Origin of the sequence: Hydrogenophaga sp. H7 (genome assembly GCF_002025745.1) — a bacterium.
Taxonomy (GTDB): domain Bacteria; phylum Pseudomonadota; class Gammaproteobacteria; order Burkholderiales; family Burkholderiaceae_C; genus Hydrogenophaga; species Hydrogenophaga pseudoflava.
Genome location: NZ_MCIC01000016.1, coordinates 271,184 through 286,295, shown reverse-complemented (window position 1 = coordinate 286,295; position 15,112 = coordinate 271,184). Strand labels below are relative to the sequence as shown.

Below are 15,112 nucleotides of genomic sequence, written 5' to 3'. Positions count from 1 at the left end.
ATCAACACATCAGAGCAGCTCGGCCGGGATGTTGCCGCCGTTGGCCGCGATGTGGCCCAGCACGTTCTTGTGCAGCCACATGTTCATCTTGGCCGAGTCGGCCATCAGCTCGTCGGGGCAGTACAGCTCCTTGGCCAGTTCCTTGCGCGCGGCCAGGCTGCTGTCCAGGCCCAGCAGCTTGAGCAGGTCGACGATGGAGGTCTTCCAGTTGAGCTTTTCGGGGTGCTTGGCGGCCTTCTCGGCGAGCAGGGCCATCACGTCCACCATGGCGATGGGGTTGACCACGGGCGCGGCCGGTGCCGCAGGGGCCGCGGCGGGTGCGGCGGCCGGAGCGGGTGCGGGCGCTGCGGCGGCGGGCGGGATGATGACCGGCGCGGCGGCCGCGTCCTTCATGCCGAGTTTTTCGAGGATGTTGCTGAAGAAACCCATGCTGCTGCTCCTGTGGCGTCGATTGGAGGGAGTTGCCGGGCCGGACGCGGTCGGCCCTGGTCGGACAGCATAACGGCCTGTGTGCCACCAAAGCATGACAATTTGTCGGGCGCGCCCGGTGCGCGGCGGCACCGTGAGGCAGTGCCCGCGCCTGTGCCGCGGGCGCCACGGATGCGGCACAAGCCGCCGCTCAGAGCCAGCGCAGCAGCCAGCCCGCCACCAGCGGCAGCGCCACCGCGCTGAACAGCGCGGACAGCCCCATGGCCAGGCCGGCGAAGGCGCCCATTTCTTCGCTCACCAGAAAGGCGCGCGCGGTGCCGATGCCGTGCGCCGCCGTGCCCAGCGCGAAGCCGCGCACCGTCGGGTCGGTGATGCGCAGCAGGTCGAACAGGCCGCGCGCGCTGGCCGCCCCCAGGATGCCGGTGCACACCACCAGCACCGCCGTCAGCGTGGGCAGCCCGCCGATCTTTTCGGCGATGCCCATGGCCACCGGCGCCGTGACCGACTTGGGAGCCAGCGAGGCGATGGTGGCCTTGCTCGCCCCCAGCGCCCAGCCGATGCCGATGGCGCTGACCGTGGCCGCCAGCGTGCCCACCACCAGTGCGCCCAGCATGGGCAGCCACAGGCGCTTGAGGCGCGGCAGCTGTTCGTACAGCGGCACCGCCAGCGCCACCGTGGCGGGGCCGAGCAGGAAGTGCACGAACTGCGCGCCCTCAAAGTAGGTGGCGTAGGGCGTGCCGGTGACCCAGAGCAGCGAGCCGAGCGCAATCACCGCCAGCGCCACCGGGTTGGCCAGCGGGTGGAAGCCGCTGCGGCGGTAGACCACGAAGGCGCCCTGATAGACCAGCAGCGTGACCGTCAGGCCCAGCAAGGGCGTGGTCGAGAGGTAGACCCAGACGTCCACCAGCCGCCCGCCGATGGCGCTGCCGGCGACCAACTGGGTCAGCGGGGCTTCAGTGCTCATGGGCCTCGTCCGGCGGCGCCACGCGCTTCATCAGCCAGGCCATGGTCAGGGCCGCGCTGGCCAGGCCGATCCAGGTGCTCAGCACCAGCGCCACGCCGATGGCCAGCGCCTCCTGGCCCAGGCGCTGCAGGTGCAGCATCACGCCCACACCCGCGGGCACGAACAGCAGCGAGAGGTGCTGCAGCAGGGTGGCGGTGGTGGGTTTGAGCGCGGCCAGCCAGGCGGGCTTGTACACCAGCGTGATCAGCAGCCCGGCCATGCCCACCACCGGACCGGGCACCGGCACAGCCAGGGTGCGCACCAGCGCCTCGCCCACCAACTGAAACACCAGCAGGGTGGCGAGGGCTGGGATCACGGTTGCAGGGCCTCGTCGAGCAGCTCGATCCAGTGCCGCACCGGCGTGGCGGTGCCGCTCTGCAGGTGGGTGATGCAGCCGATGTTGGCGCTGGCAATCACGGCCGGCTGCAGCTCGCCCAGGTGACCCAGCTTGCGGTCGCGCAGCTGGTAAGACAGTTCGGGGTTGAGCACCGAGTAGGTGCCCGCCGAGCCGCAGCACAGGTGGGCTTCGTTCTTCGCCACCTGCACCGTGAACCCCAGCGCGGCCAGGTGGGTCTCGACGCCGCCCCGGAGCTTCTGTCCGTGCTGCAGCGTGCACGGCGGGTGGAAGCCGATCAGCTTTTTCGCGTCGGGTTTGCGGGCCAGCCTGGGTTGCAACACCGGCACCAGCGCGGGCAACAGCTCGCTCAGGTCCTTCGTCAGTTCGCTGATGCGTGCGGCCTTGGCGGCATAGGCCGGGTCGTGCTGCAGGATGTGGCCGTACTCTTTGACCGTGACACCGCAGCCCGACGCGTTCATCACGATCGCCTCCACGCCCTGCTCGACATGAGGCCACCAGGCGTCGATGTTGGCGCGCATCTGCGCCATGCCACCGTCCTGGTCGTTCAGGTGGAACTTCACCGCGCCGCAGCAGCCCGCCTCGGGCGCCACCACGGTCTGGATGCCGGCGGCGTCGAGCACGCGCGCGGTGGCGCTGTTGATGTTGGGCATCATGGACGGCTGCACGCAGCCCGCCAGCATCAGCACCTTGCGTGCGTGCGTGGCGGCCGGCCAGCGCCCTGCGTCCTGCCTGGCGGGCACCTTGTTCTTCAGGGTCTCGGGCAGCAGACCACGCACCAGCTGGCCCAGCTTCATGGCGGGGCCGAAAGCGGGCGAGGTCAGGCCTTCCTTGAGCAGCCAGCGCACCGCCTTTTCACCGGCCGGGCGCGGCACCTTGGCGTCCACCACCTTGCGGCCGATGTCCACCAGATGACCGTAGTCCACGCCGCTCGGGCAGGTGCTCTCGCAGTTGCGGCAGGTGAGACAGCGGTCGAGGTGCAGCTGGGTGGCGCGCGTGGGTTGTGCACCCTCGAACACCTGCTTCATCAGGTAGATGCGGCCGCGCGGACCGTCCAGCTCGTCGCCAAGCAGCTGGTAGGTCGGGCAGGTGGCGGTGCAGAAACCGCAGTGCACGCACTTGCGCAGGATGGCCTCGGCGGCAATGCCGTCGAGCGTGCCTTTGAATTCGGGGGCGAGGTTGGTTTGCATCGTGGGTTCAGCCCATCTTGTTCTGGTTGAAGAGGCCCAGCGGGTCGAACGCCTCGCGCAGGCGCTTCGTGATGGCCTGCAGCGCCGGGTTTTCGGCATCGAAACGGCGCACGCCCGGCGCGCCGTCGGCGCCGGCGCGAAACAGGGTCGCGTGGCCCTGCATCCTGGCCGCGGCCGCACGGATCGGCGTGGCCGCCGAGGCCGGCGCCCAGAGCCAGCGCTGCGCGCCCTGCCACTCGATCAGCTGCGCAAACGGCAGCTCCAGCACCGGCGCGGTCTGCGGCAGCGACAGGCGCCACAGGCACAGGTCCGGCGACGGTGCGTTGAAGAACGGCAGGGTCTGGTCGCGGCAGGCGGCCCAGTCGGGCCCGGCCTGGGCGTTGTCCATGCGCTGGCCGCCGGCTTCGCGCGCCAGTCGCTCGCTGGCGGTCTCCACCGCGGCCGCCGCACCGCGCAGGCGCACGAACAGCAGCTCGGGCGCATCGGGTGCGGTGTCGTCCTTCACCCAACAGGATGCGTTCAAAGGCAGCGGCTGGCCACCCCAGCGGTGCAGCTGCTCCAGCGCGTCGCGCTGACCCATGCGGAACACCAGCGTGACCTCGGCTGGCGCCACCGGCAGCACCTTGAGCGACAGATGGGTGATCACGCCCAGCGTGCCCATGGAGCCGGCGAGCGCGCGGCTGATGTCGTAGCCGGCCACGTTCTTCATGACCTGGCCACCGAAGGTCAGCCACTCGGCCTGGCCGTTGATGAACTGGGCGCCCAGCACGTAGTCGCGCACACCACCTGCGGTGGCGCGGGCCGGGCCGGCGAGACCGGCGGCAACGGCGCCACCGATGGTCGAACCGGCACCGAAATGCGGCGGGTCGAACGGCAGGTGCTGGCCCTTCTCGGCCAGGGCCGCCTCGACCTCGGCCAGCGGCGTGCCGGCGCGCACGGTGATCACCAGCTCGCTGGGTTCGTGCGCCACGATGCCGCTGAAAGCGCGCGTGTCCAGCGGCTGGCCGCTCACCGGTTCGCCATGGAAGGCCTTGGTGTCGCCGCCCCGGATGCGCAGCGGCGTGCGCGCCGTGGCGGCGGCGCGGACCTGGTCGATCAGCGCATGCGGGGTGTCGTTCGTGAGGCTGTTCTGCATGGCCGCCATGGTAGCGGCGGGCCTTGCAAGGGCCTTTGAATTTTTTGCACGGCCGGCTGCAATCGGAGCCGGCCCGCGGTCAGCGCGTGTGCCCCAGGCAGGCGCCGGCGTTGGGCCGGCCGCGGCACTCGCGCTTCAGGCGCTTCTCGCGCGCGGCGGGTGTTTCGCTGGACGGCGCGTCGATGAAGCTGACGCGGGCCGGCGGGCGGCGCTCGGTCTTGGCGGGCGGGCTGGCCGCTGCCGCCTGGAGCGCGACGCCCAGGGTGAGTGCGAGCACGGCGAACAGCGACATCGGTTGTGCAGACATGGGTTCCTCCTGAAGTGCGTGACAGCGCGCATGCTCGCGCCTGCTCCAGGCCCTGTCTGTGATGCATTCACCAGGCGAAAAAAGACCCGCGGCCTTGCGGCGCGCGGGTCGAACATCCAAAGGAGGCAATCGTTCGCTGTATCAGCGGTTGTAGGCGGTCTCGCCGTGCGAGCTGATGTCCAGACCTTCGCGTTCCTGCTCTTCGGTCACGCGCAGGCCCATGGTCAGGTCGACGATCTTGTAGGCGATGAAGGCGACGATGGAGGACCACACGATGGTGATGACCACGCCTTCGGCCTGGATCAGCAGCTGGCTGGCGATGGAGAAGTCGTCGCCCTTGACGCCGCCCAGCGAGCCGGCGGAGAACACGCCGGTCAGCAGGGCACCGACGATGCCGCCGACGCCGTGCACGCCGAACACGTCCAGCGAGTCGTCGGCACCGAGCATCTTCTTCAGGCCGGTCACGCCCCACAGGCACAGGAAGCCGGCAACCAGGCCGATGATGATGGCGCCCATGACACCAACGGTGCCGCAGGCCGGGGTGATGGCCACCAGGCCGGAGACGGCACCGGAGGCGGCGCCCAGCATCGAGGCCTTGCCCTTGGTCAGCGCTTCACCCACGCACCAGGCCAGCACGGCGGCGGCGGTGGCCATCAGGGTGTTGATGAAGGCCAGGGTGGTGCCACCGTTGGCTTCCAGGTTGGAACCGGCGTTGAAGCCGAACCAGCCCACCCACAGCAGCGAGGCGCCGACCATGGTCAGGGTCAGGCTGTGCGGGGCCATGGCTTCCTTGCCGTAGCCGATGCGCTTGCCCAGGACATAGGCACCCACCAGGCCGGCCATGGCGGCGTTGATGTGCACCACGGTGCCGCCGGCGAAGTCCAGCGCGCCCTTGTCGAACAGGTAGCCGCCTGCGCCCCAGACCATGTGGGCGATCGGCAGGTAGCTGAAGGTGAACCAGATGGCGCAGAACAGCAGCACGGAGCCGAACTTGATGCGCTCGGCGAAGGAGCCGACGATCAGCGCGCAGGTGATGCCCGCGAAGGTGCACTGGAAGGCGATGAAGATGAACTCCGGGATCATCACGCCGGCCGTGAAGGTGGCGGCCAGCGAGTCGGGGGTGACGCCCTTGAGGAACAGCTTGTCGAAGTTGCCGTAGATCAGGCCCTCGCCGCCGAAGGCGACGCTGTAGCCGTAGACGGCCCACAGCACGGCGATCAGCGAGAACACGACCATGACCTGCATCAGCACGGACAGCATGTTCTTGCTGCGCACCAGGCCGCCGTAGAACAGGGCCAGGCCAGGCACGACCATCAGCAGCACGAGGATGGTGGAGATCATCATCCAGGTCACGTCGCCCTTGTCCACCGTTTCCTTCACGGCTTCGGCGGGCGCAGCTTCTGCCGCAGCCGGTGCGGCCTCGGCGGCAGCGGGTGCTGCAGCGTCGGCAGCAGGGGCCGCTGCGGGAGCAGCCGCGGCATCGGCGGCGGGTGCGGTGGCGGCCGGTGCATCGGCCGGCTTGGCGGCGTCCTGGGCCATGGCGGAGAACCCGCCGAACATAAGGCCTGCCCCCAGGAGCAGGGAAGCGATCAGTTTTTTCATTTGGGTGCTCTTTCTGATGCGGGTGCGGGGATCAGAGGGCTTCCTTGCCGGTCTCGCCGGTGCGGATGCGAACCACCTGTTCGAGGGGGGAGACGAAGATCTTGCCGTCGCCGATCTTGCCGGTGCGGGCGGCGCCTTCGATGGCTTCGATCACGCGGTCGACCAGGGCGTCGTCGACGGCGGCTTCGATCTTGACCTTGGGCAGGAAGTCGACGACGTACTCGGCGCCGCGGTAGAGCTCGGTGTGCCCCTTCTGGCGGCCAAAGCCCTTGACTTCGGTCACGGTGATGCCCTGCACGCCCATGCCGGAGAGCGCTTCGCGCACTTCGTCCAGCTTGAACGGCTTGATGATGGCGGAAACCATTTTCATGCTGTGTTACCTCTTCTAGGGTGGGACGGTGTCGGGGCGGGGCCGGGTGACACCACGGGTTGATGCAATCGCTTACAGCCAGAAGCAGGGACCGTGCCAGCTGCTCACCCACCCCGCTCCCGAGGCGGCCGCCCCGAGGGAAAACGTCCTCCCGACGGGGGCTGCGACCCACCCCGTGGGCATGACATGATCCCCGCGCCGCGGCCATAGAGCCGCACCAAACACGTGCATGCCGGTGTCAAGCCGGTCATGCACCGAAACAGGGATGGAGGACCGGATGGGTTTGTCATTGGTGCACAGCCGCGCGCTGATCGGGCTGGAGGCGCGGCCGGTGCAGGTGGAGGTGCACCTGGCCAACGGCCTGCCCAGCTTCACGCTGGTGGGTCTGGTCGACACGGAAGTGAAAGAAGCGCGCGAGCGCGTGCGCTCGGCGATTGCCAACGCCGGGCTTGAATTCCCCAGCAACAAGCGCATCACCGTGAACCTGGCGCCGGCCGATCTGCCCAAGGACTCGGGTCGCTTCGACCTGCCGATCGCGCTGGGCATCCTGGCCGCGGCGGGCCAGATCGACAGTGCGAAGCTGGCCGGCTGGGAGTTCGCGGGCGAGCTTTCGCTGGGCGGCGAGCTGCGCCCGGTGCGCGGCGCGCTGGCCATGAGCCTGGCGCTGCACCGGGACGGTTCCGCGGGAGCGACCACACGGCTGGTGCTGCCGCCCGGCAGCGCCGAAGAGGCGGCGCTGGTGCCGCAGGCCCAGGTGTGCCGGGCCCGCCACCTGCTGGACGTGGTGGCGCAGTTCCTGCCCGAAGGGGCCGCGGGCACCGGCGATGCACCGCCCGACGACACGGGCTGGGCGCGTCTGTCGCCCACGCCGGTATCGGCCAGCGAAACCTACGCCGACCTGGCCGACGTCAAGGGCCAGGCGGGCGCGCGCCGGGCGCTGGAGATCGCGGCGGCGGGCGGCCACTCGCTGCTGATGGTCGGCCCGCCGGGCTCGGGCAAGAGCATGCTGGCGCAGCGTTTTGCCGGCCTGCTGCCCCCCATGGACACCTCCGAGGCGCTGGAATCGGCTGCCGTGGCCTCGCTGGCCGGGCGCTTCCGGCTGGAAGCCTGGGGCCTGCGCCCCACCTGCGCGCCGCACCACAGCGCCAGCGCCGTGGCCCTCGTCGGCGGCGGCTCACCGCCCCGGCCCGGCGAGATCTCGCTGGCACACCACGGCGTGCTGTTCCTCGACGAATTGCCCGAATTCCCGCGCGCCGCCCTCGAAGCCCTGCGCGAGCCGCTGGAAAGCGGCCACATCCGCATCTCGCGCGCGGCGGTGCAGAGCGAGTTCCCGGCGCGCTTCCAGCTGGTGGCGGCGATGAACCCCTGCCCCTGCGGCTTTCTGGGCCACCCGAGCCAGCCCTGCCGCGACACGCCGGACCAGGTCGCGCGTTACCAGGGACGCCTCTCCGGCCCGCTGCTGGACCGCATCGACCTGCACATCGAGGTGCCCGCCCTGCCCCCGCACGACCTGCTGCACAGCCCGGCCGGCGAACCCAGCGCCACCGTGCGCGAACGCGTGGCCGCTGCCCGGCAGCGGGCGCAGGCGCGCCAGGGCCAGAGCAACCAGGCGCTGTCGGGCCAGGCGCTGGACCGGCATGCGATGGCCGAACCCACCGCGCTCAAGTTCCTGCACACCGCGGCGGCCCGCCTGGGCTGGAGCGCGCGCAGCACCCACCGAGCCCTGCGCGTGGCGCGCACCATCGCCGACCTGGCGGGCAGCGAGTCCGTGGAAGCGGCGCACATCGCCGAGGCGGTGCAGTACCGGCGGGCGTTGCGCGCCACGGGCTGAACGATCAGCGGTACTCGGCCTCGCGGCGCCGCGCCTCGTCCATCTGGCGGAAGCGCACGCAGACGGGGTCGTTGGCAAACACCGCCTTGCCGCATTCGCGGATGCGGCAGAAGTCGCGTGCCAGCACGTTGCCGCTGTCTGCGCACAGCTGGTCGACACCTGCGGCCGGCCGGGTCGCTGATGGAGCTGCAGCTGCAGCGGCCACCGGTGCGGGCGCAGCAGGCGCGGATGTCGCCACGGCAGGCGTTTCGGGGGCCGTCGCATGCGCGCTGGGAGCCGCGGCAGAGGTCGCCTCGGCGCGGCGCCGTGCGTCTTCCTGGCGCTTCTGTTCCTGCGCCAGCTTCTGCCGTTGCGCGGCCTGGGCGGCTGCGCGCTCCCGGTCCTGTTGCTCCAGCAGCTCGACCGAATGGCGCAGCCGGTCGACCGCGGCGGCGGCTTCGGGGGTGTTCGGCGATGCGGCGTCCGCGCCCACCGGTTCCGTGGCGGTCTGCGGGGCGGTGGCCGGTGCCGCGGTACCGGCTGTTGGCGTGGCTGACGGTGAGGCCACGGGCGCTCTCGCCAGGGGCGCGGCCTGCACCGGCGCCGGCGTGGACTGGTGGGCACCGAGCCACCAGCCGATGGCCAGCACCAGCACGCCCGCGGTCATGGCGCCCGCCCAGCGCCACCAGGCGGGCTGTTGTTCGGTGCGCTGGCCCGAGCGCTTGCGCCGGCGGGCGCGGCGCAGCGCGCGGCTGGCGCGCTCGCGGGCCACTGCGTCCGAGCCCGCATCCCCGCCCGGCCGGTCCAGCGGGCGGGCGCAACCCCGGCAGAAACGGGCCTGGTCCCGGTTTTCCTTGCCGCAGGAAGGACACACGATGGCCATGACAATCAGAGGGTGGAACTGGAAGGGCTTGGCGTTGTAGCACAAGCCCCGGCCCTGCTGCCCGGCGCACCGACGGGCTGTCGGGCGGCCGTGGCGAACGGGCGTTGCCGGGTCAGAGGTTGGTGCCGAGCCAGCGCTTGAGCTCGCTGACCGCCACGCCGCTGCGCGCGGCCAGGTCGGCCACCTGGTCCTCGCCGATGCGGCCGACGTTGAAATAGGTGCTCTCGGGGTGCGCCAGGTAGAAACCGCTGACGCTGGCGGCCGGGCTCATGGCCAGGCTTTCGGTGAGCGCCATGCCGATCTCATCGGCCTGCAGCAGCTCGAACATCTGGCGCTTGACGCTGTGGTCCGGGCAGGCCGGGTAACCCGGCGCCGGGCGGATGCCCTGGTACTTTTCCTTGATGAGCTCGTCGTTGGAGAGCGTTTCGCCCGCGGCGTAGCCCCAGAGGTCGGTGCGCACGCGGGCGTGCATGCACTCGGCCAGCGCCTCGGCCAGGCGGTCGGCCAGGGACTTGAACAGGATGGCGTTGTAGTCGTCGTGCGCGGCCAGGAACTGCTGCTCCTTCTTCTCCACGCCCACGCCGGCCGTCACCGCGAACAGGCCCACGTAGTCGGGCGTGCCCTTGGGCGCCACGAAGTCGGCCAGGCAGCGGCTCGGGCGCGTCACGCCATCGACGGCTTCCTTCTCCGTCTGCTGGCGCAGGCCGTGCCAGGTCAGCACCAGCTGCTGACGGGCTTCGTCGGCGTAGAGCGCGATGTCATCGCTGTTCACCCGGTTGGCCGGGTAGAGGCCGATCACCGCGTTGGCCGTCAGCCAGCGGCCTTCGATGATCTTCTTGAGCATGGCCTGCGCGTCGGCGAACACCTTGCGCGCCTGCTCGCCCACCACCTCGTCGTCCAGGATGGCGGGGTACGGCCCCGCCAGGTCCCAGGTCTGGAAGAACGGGCCCCAGTCGATGTAGCGCTCCAGCTCGGCCAGGTCGAAGTTCCTGAACACGCGGCGACCGATGAACTTGGGCGCCACCGGCGGGTGGGCCACGAAGTCCACCGGCGTGGCGTTGGCGCGCGCCTGCGCCAGCGGCCACAGCGGCACCTGCTTCTTGTTGGCGTGCTGCTGGCGCACGCGCTCGTAGTCGGCGTTGAGCTCGGCAATGGTCTGCTGGCGGCCGTCGCCAATGAGGCTCTGCGCCACGCTCACGCTGCGCGAGGCGTCGGGCACGTAGACCACCGGGCCGTCGTAGTGCGGCGCGATCTTCACCGCGGTGTGCACGCGGCTGGTGGTGGCGCCGCCGATCAGCAGCGGAATGCCCTGCTCGCGGAAGTGCGCGTCCTTCTGCATCTCGCCGGCCACGTACTGCATCTCTTCCAGGCTGGGCGTGATCAGGCCCGACAGGCCCACGATGTCGGCGCCGACCTCCTTGGCCTTGGCCAGCACCTCGTGACACGGGACCATCACCCCCATGTTCACCACCTCGAAGTTGTTGCACTGGAGGACCACGGTGACGATGTTCTTGCCGATGTCGTGCACGTCGCCCTTGACGGTGGCGATCACGATCTTGCCCTTGGACTTCACGTCGCCGCCGGCCGCTTCGAGCTGGCGCTTCTCTTCCTCGATGTAGGGCAGCAGGTGGGCCACGGCCTGCTTCATCACGCGGGCCGACTTCACCACCTGGGGCAGGAACATCTTGCCGGCACCGAACAGGTCGCCGACCACGTTCATGCCATCCATCAGCGGGCCTTCGATCACGTGCAGCGGGCGGCCACCGTCGGCCTTGATGGCCTGCCACATCTCTTCGGTGTCTTCGGTGATGTGCTCGTTGATGCCGCGCACCAGCGCGTGCGTCAGGCGCTCGCGGATCGGGAGCGCGCGCCACTCGTTCTTCTTGCTCTCGTCCTTGGCGCCGCTCTTGGCAGTCTCGGCCACTTCCACCAGGCGCTCGCCAGCGTCGGGGCGGCGGTTCAGCACCACGTCCTCGACGCGCTCGCGCAGCGTGGGCTCCAGCTCGTCGTACACGCCCACCATGCCGGCGTTGACGATGCCCATGTCCATGCCCGCCTGGATCGCGTGGTAGAGGAACACGGTGTGGATGGCCTCGCGCACCGGGTCGTTGCCGCGGAAGCTGAACGACACGTTGGACACGCCGCCGCTGACCTTGGCGCCTGGCAGGTGCTGCTTGATCCAGCGCGTGGCCTCGATGAAGTCCACCGCGTAGTTGTTGTGTTCCTCGATGCCGGTGGCAATGGCGAAGATGTTGGGGTCGAAGATGATGTCTTCGGGTGGGAAACCGACCTCGTCCACCAGGATGCGATAGGCACGCTCGCAAATCTCGATCTTGCGTTCGTAGGTGTCGGCCTGGCCTTTTTCGTCGAAGGCCATCACCACGGTGGCCGCGCCGTAGCGCTTGATCAGCTTCGCCTGGCGCTTGAACTCCTCGACGCCCTCCTTCATGGAGATGGAGTTGACGACGCCCTTGCCCTGGATGCACTGCAGGCCGGCCTCGATCACGCTCCACTTGGACGAGTCGATCATGATCGGCACGCGCGCAATGTCGGGCTCGCCCGCGATCAGGTTCAGGAAACGCACCATGGCGGCCTGGCTGTCCAGCATGGCCTCGTCCATGTTCACGTCCACGATCTGCGCGCCGTTCTCCACCTGCTGGCGGGCCACGGCCAGCGCGTCCTCGTAGCGGCCTTCGAGGATCATGCGGGCAAAGGCCTTGGAGCCGGTGACGTTGGTGCGCTCGCCGACGTTGACGAACAGGCTGCCCTCGCCGATGCGCAGCGGCTCCAGGCCGGACAGCAGCATGGGAGGGACGGACGACACGGCAGAAGCGGAAACGGGGGCGACGGAAGCAACGGACATGGGGCTCACCAGATGACATTCGGGGACTGGTGAGCGCCGTTGTGGCCGCCGGGACCGGCGGGGGCGTCGTCGACGCCCGGTGACTCAAGCCTGACGCGGCCCGCAGAGGGGCGGCGCTGCAGCGCTCCTTGAGAGGCCATGATTTTAGCCGGGCATGCCGGGAAAACCCGCGCACCGGGACATCCATCAATCACAACATAATTGATTTCTGATGTTTTGAGCTTGTTCATGCGCCTCCCTTCCCTGTTTTCCATATCCGCCGGCCTGCTCGCCTGGGCCGTCACCTCACCCCTGGCCCACGCCGTCGAGGTGCGCTTCCAGCCCGTTGCGCCCGGCGTCTACGCCTTCATCGGCGAAAAGGTGGGCCGCACCTACGACAACGAGGGCCTGAACGCCAACATCGGCCTGGTGGTGACGCCGGCTGGCGCGCTGCTGATCGACAGCGGCGCGAGCGCCCAGGGCGCGCAGAAGATCCACGCGGCGGTGAAAAAGGTGACGGACCAGCCGGTCAAGTGGGTCATCAACACCGGCGGGCAGGACCACCGCTGGCTGGGCAACGGCCACTTCATCGCCCAAGGCGCCGAGGTCATCGCCCACGCCAGCGGCAAGGCGGACCTGCTGGCCCGCGGCGGCGACCACCTCGCCGCCCTCAGGCCGGTGCTGAAGGACAAGCTGGATGGCACGGTGCCCGCCCTGCCCACGCGCTGGCTCGCGGGCAGCGACGAGACGCTGAACCTGGGCGGCGTGACCGTTGAGGTGAAACACCGCGGCGGCGCGCACACGCCCGGCGACCTGATGGTCTGGCTGCCGCAGCAGCGCGTGGTCTTCAGCGGCGACATCGTCTATGTGGACCGCATGCTGGGCGTGATCCCGGTCAGCCACACCGGCCGCTGGCTGGCCAGCTTCGCGGCGCTGGAAGCGCTCAAGCCTGCGCGCATCGTGCCCGGTCACGGCGAGGTGTGCGAGCTGCCCAAGGCCCAGGCGCAGACGCGCGACTACCTGCAGGCGCTGCGCTCGCACATGAAGCAGGCGGTGGAGAACGGCGAGGACATCGGCGCCGCCATCAAGGCCTTCGACGCGAAGCCGTGGATGGACCTGCTCAATGCGGCCGAGCTGCACCCGGGCAACGCGAGCCGCACGTATCTGGAGCTGGAGCGGGAGTGAGGCGCCGCCTCAGGCGGCGACCACCGGAATGACCCGGCGCGCCGGCTTCTCCGCCCGCGCCCGCAGCTGGCCGCAGCCCCCGTCCACGTCCTGCCCGGCGGACATGCGCAGCTTGGTCAGGATGTGGCGGCGGTGCAGGCGGCGCGCGATGTCGGCGGCCTTCTCCCAGCTCGGCCGCGTGAAGGGCATGCCTTCGGTGGTGTTGTACGGGATCAGGTTGAGGATCGCGTACTTGCCCGTGAGCAGGCGCACGATGCCCTCGATCTCGTCGTCGCCGTCGTTGATGCCGTCCAGCAGCGTCCACTGGTACTGGATCGGATAACCGGTGGCGCGGGCGTAGGCCTCGCCTGCCTCGACCAGTTCTTCGGGCGAGAGCAGCGGTGCGCGCGGGAGCAGCTCGCGCCGCAGGTCGGCGCGGGTGGTGTGCAGCGACAGCGCCAGCGCCGGCTTGACCGCGCCGCGCGGCAGTTCGTCGAACACGCGCGGGTCGCCCACGGTGGAGAACACCAGGTTCTTGTGGCCGATGTTGCCGGCCGTGCCCAGCAGCTCGATGGCCTCCATCACGTTGTCCAGGTTGTGGGCCGGCTCGCCCATGCCCATGAACACCACCTTCTTCACCGGCCGGCGCGTGCGCGCCAGCGCCACCTGGGCCACGATTTCGGCGCTGCCGAGCTGGCGGATCAGCCCCGTGGTGCCGGTCATGCAGAAGCGGCAGCCCACCGCGCAGCCGACCTGGGTGGACACGCACAGGCCGGGCGTGCGGTCGGGCAGCAGCAGCACGCTTTCCACCAGCTGCCCGTCGCCCAGCTTCACCAGCAGGCGCTCGGAGCCGTCGTCGCCGGGGTGGGCGGATTCGAGCTGCGCGAGGCCCGCGAGTTCGGCCTCCAGCGCGGGCAGCGCGGCGCGCAGCGTGGCGGGCAGGAAGTGCTCGATCTGCCGCTTGCCCGCCGTCTGCGGCAGGGCGTTGCTCCACAGGCGGAGCACGCGGTGCTGGTGTTTGGGCAGGGCGCCGAGGGACTGGAGCCGCTGGCGCAGGTCTGAAATACGCATCCCCGGATTGTCCCTGAGGGTCGCGCCGAACGCCCGGCCGGCAGAGAATGCGCCTTCACAAGGAGACCCCACGATGAAGTCCGTGTCATTCATCCAGCGCAACACGCAGGGCCACTGGGTCGGCGACGGTTTTCCCGTGCGCACCCTGTTCTCGTACAACGACGACCCTGCGGCGTTCTCGCCCTTCCTCATGCTCGACTACGGCGGCCCGGTGGAGTTCGAGCCGACCACGAAACGCCGCGGCGTCGGCGCGCACCCGCACCGCGGTTTCGAGACCGTGACCATCGTCTACGACGGCGAGGTCACGCACCGCGACTCGTCCGGTGGCGGCGGCACCATCGGCCCCGGCGAGGTGCAGTGGATGACCGCGGCCGCGGGCATCGTGCACGAGGAGTTCCACAGCGAGGCCTACGCCCGCAGCGGCGGCCCCTTCCGCATGGTGCAGCTGTGGGTGAACCTGCCGGCGCGCGACAAGATGGCAGCGCCCGGTTACCAGGGCATCACCGCCGCGCAGATCCCGACCCTGCCGCTGACCGGCGTGGACGGCCAGGACGCCGGCACGGTGCGGCCCATCGCGGGCAGCTTCGACGGCGCCAGCGGCCCGGCCCGAACCTTCACCCCTATGCAGGTCTGGGACGTGCAACTCAAAGCCGGCCACACCGTCACCCTGCCCGCGCCCGAGGGCCACACCACGGTGCCGCTGGTCTACCAGGGCCGCGTGAAAACCGCCGATGGCCAGGAGGCCGGCGACGCCGAAATGATCGTCTTCACCCGCGACGGCGAAGGTGTGCAGCTGACCGCGCTGGCCGACACCACGCTGCTGTGGCTGTGCGGCGAACCCATCGACGAACCCGTCGTGGGCTACGGCCCCTTCGTCATGAACACGCCGCAGGAGATCCAGCAGGCGTTTGTCGATTTCCAGTCCGGCCGCATGGGGAGGCTTTGAGATGT

15 protein-coding genes are annotated in these 15,112 nt (G+C 70.0%); 3 read left to right on the top strand and 12 right to left on the bottom strand.

Annotated elements, in window-relative coordinates:
* Positions 1-9 precede the first annotated feature (9 nt).
* From BC358_RS14925 to BC358_RS14890, 8 genes are all read right to left on the bottom strand, one after another.
* Entirely contained in the window at positions 10-429 is a 420-nt protein-coding gene (locus BC358_RS14925) for a DUF3597 domain-containing protein (protein WP_079366444.1), read from the bottom strand.
* Positions 430-619: 190 nt separating this feature from the next.
* On the bottom strand, positions 620-1,393 hold the full coding sequence (locus BC358_RS14920; RefSeq protein WP_079366443.1) for an LrgB family protein: 774 nt from the start codon (positions 1,391-1,393) through the stop codon (positions 620-622).
* Complete coding sequence (locus tag BC358_RS14915) at positions 1,383-1,748, bottom strand: CidA/LrgA family protein (protein ID WP_079366442.1); 366 nt, start codon at positions 1,746-1,748, stop codon at positions 1,383-1,385. Before BC358_RS14915 ends, BC358_RS14920 begins: the two co-directional genes overlap by 11 nt.
* Positions 1,745-2,977 (bottom strand): glycolate oxidase subunit GlcF, encoded by a 1,233-nt coding sequence (gene glcF / locus BC358_RS14910; protein ID WP_079366441.1) that lies wholly within the window; start codon positions 2,975-2,977, stop codon positions 1,745-1,747. The genes BC358_RS14915 and glcF overlap by 4 nt, the downstream gene beginning before the upstream one ends.
* Positions 2,978-2,984: 7 nt before the next feature.
* Positions 2,985-4,121 carry a glycolate oxidase subunit GlcE gene (gene glcE / locus BC358_RS14905; protein ID WP_079366440.1) on the bottom strand — a complete coding sequence of 379 codons (1,137 nt, stop codon included), beginning with the start codon at positions 4,119-4,121 and terminating at the stop codon, positions 2,985-2,987.
* 70 nt (positions 4,122-4,191) lie between these two features.
* Positions 4,192-4,419 carry a hypothetical protein gene (locus BC358_RS14900; protein WP_079366439.1) on the bottom strand — a complete coding sequence of 76 codons (228 nt, stop codon included), beginning with the start codon at positions 4,417-4,419 and terminating at the stop codon, positions 4,192-4,194.
* Positions 4,420-4,560: 141 nt separating this feature from the next.
* Complete coding sequence (locus tag BC358_RS14895; protein WP_079366438.1) at positions 4,561-6,021, bottom strand: ammonium transporter; 1,461 nt, start codon at positions 6,019-6,021, stop codon at positions 4,561-4,563.
* 31 nt (positions 6,022-6,052) lie between these two features.
* Complete coding sequence (locus BC358_RS14890; RefSeq protein ID WP_066152377.1) at positions 6,053-6,391, bottom strand: P-II family nitrogen regulator; 339 nt, start codon at positions 6,389-6,391, stop codon at positions 6,053-6,055.
* Positions 6,392-6,668: 277 nt separating this feature from the next.
* On the opposite strand from BC358_RS14890, the gene BC358_RS14885 reads away from it, so the two are divergent.
* Entirely contained in the window at positions 6,669-8,222 is a 1,554-nt protein-coding gene (locus BC358_RS14885) for a YifB family Mg chelatase-like AAA ATPase (protein ID WP_079366437.1), read from the top strand.
* A 4-nt stretch (positions 8,223-8,226) separates the two neighbouring features.
* Here the strand turns inward: BC358_RS14885 and BC358_RS14880 are convergent, their stop codons facing one another.
* The 3 genes from BC358_RS14880 to BC358_RS21915 all read right to left on the bottom strand — a co-directional run bounded on the left by BC358_RS14880 (position 8,227) and on the right by BC358_RS21915 (position 12,177).
* Positions 8,227-9,084: a zinc ribbon domain-containing protein gene (locus BC358_RS14880; RefSeq protein WP_143434319.1), complete on the bottom strand. Its 858-nt coding sequence runs from the start codon at positions 9,082-9,084 to the stop codon at positions 8,227-8,229.
* A 112-nt stretch (positions 9,085-9,196) separates the two neighbouring features.
* Positions 9,197-11,947: a methionine synthase gene (gene metH, locus BC358_RS14875; protein WP_079366435.1), complete on the bottom strand. Its 2,751-nt coding sequence runs from the start codon at positions 11,945-11,947 to the stop codon at positions 9,197-9,199.
* A gap of 5 nt (positions 11,948-11,952) precedes the next feature.
* A complete protein-coding gene (locus BC358_RS21915; RefSeq protein ID WP_143434318.1) occupies positions 11,953-12,177 on the bottom strand; it encodes a hypothetical protein in 225 nt (74 codons plus the stop codon).
* On the opposite strand from BC358_RS21915, the gene BC358_RS14870 reads away from it, so the two are divergent.
* Positions 12,176-13,111 carry an MBL fold metallo-hydrolase gene (locus BC358_RS14870; RefSeq protein ID WP_079366434.1) on the top strand — a complete coding sequence of 312 codons (936 nt, stop codon included), beginning with the start codon at positions 12,176-12,178 and terminating at the stop codon, positions 13,109-13,111. The genes BC358_RS21915 and BC358_RS14870 overlap by 2 nt on opposite strands.
* A gap of 9 nt (positions 13,112-13,120) precedes the next feature.
* Here the strand turns inward: BC358_RS14870 and BC358_RS14865 are convergent, their stop codons facing one another.
* Entirely contained in the window at positions 13,121-14,161 is a 1,041-nt protein-coding gene (locus BC358_RS14865; RefSeq protein ID WP_079366433.1) for an RNA methyltransferase, read from the bottom strand.
* 73 nt (positions 14,162-14,234) lie between these two features.
* On the opposite strand from BC358_RS14865, the gene BC358_RS14860 reads away from it, so the two are divergent.
* On the top strand, positions 14,235-15,107 hold the full coding sequence (locus tag BC358_RS14860; protein WP_079366432.1) for a pirin family protein: 873 nt from the start codon (positions 14,235-14,237) through the stop codon (positions 15,105-15,107).
* Positions 15,108-15,112: the final 5 nt, after the last annotated feature.

Coding starts and splice junctions, on each gene's coding strand:
- BC358_RS14925 (WP_079366444.1), bottom strand. CDS start 429: ATGGGTTTCTTCAGCAACATCCTCGAAAAACTCGGCATGAAGGACGCG.
- BC358_RS14920 (WP_079366443.1), bottom strand. CDS start 1,393: ATGAGCACTGAAGCCCCGCTGACCCAGTTGGTCGCCGGCAGCGCCATC.
- glcF (WP_079366441.1), bottom strand. CDS start 2,977: ATGCAAACCAACCTCGCCCCCGAATTCAAAGGCACGCTCGACGGCATT.
- glcE (WP_079366440.1), bottom strand. CDS start 4,121: ATGGCGGCCATGCAGAACAGCCTCACGAACGACACCCCGCATGCGCTG.
- BC358_RS14900 (WP_079366439.1), bottom strand. CDS start 4,419: ATGTCTGCACAACCGATGTCGCTGTTCGCCGTGCTCGCACTCACCCTG.
- BC358_RS14895 (WP_079366438.1), bottom strand. CDS start 6,021: ATGAAAAAACTGATCGCTTCCCTGCTCCTGGGGGCAGGCCTTATGTTC.
- BC358_RS14890 (WP_066152377.1), bottom strand. CDS start 6,391: ATGAAAATGGTTTCCGCCATCATCAAGCCGTTCAAGCTGGACGAAGTG.
- BC358_RS14885 (WP_079366437.1), top strand. CDS start 6,669: ATGGGTTTGTCATTGGTGCACAGCCGCGCGCTGATCGGGCTGGAGGCG.
- BC358_RS14880 (WP_143434319.1), bottom strand. CDS start 9,084: ATGGCCATCGTGTGTCCTTCCTGCGGCAAGGAAAACCGGGACCAGGCC.
- metH (WP_079366435.1), bottom strand. CDS start 11,947: ATGTCCGTTGCTTCCGTCGCCCCCGTTTCCGCTTCTGCCGTGTCGTCC.
- BC358_RS14870 (WP_079366434.1), top strand. CDS start 12,176: ATGCGCCTCCCTTCCCTGTTTTCCATATCCGCCGGCCTGCTCGCCTGG.
- BC358_RS21915 (WP_143434318.1), bottom strand. CDS start 12,177: ATGAACAAGCTCAAAACATCAGAAATCAATTATGTTGTGATTGATGGA.
- BC358_RS14865 (WP_079366433.1), bottom strand. CDS start 14,161: ATGCGTATTTCAGACCTGCGCCAGCGGCTCCAGTCCCTCGGCGCCCTG.
- BC358_RS14860 (WP_079366432.1), top strand. CDS start 14,235: ATGAAGTCCGTGTCATTCATCCAGCGCAACACGCAGGGCCACTGGGTC.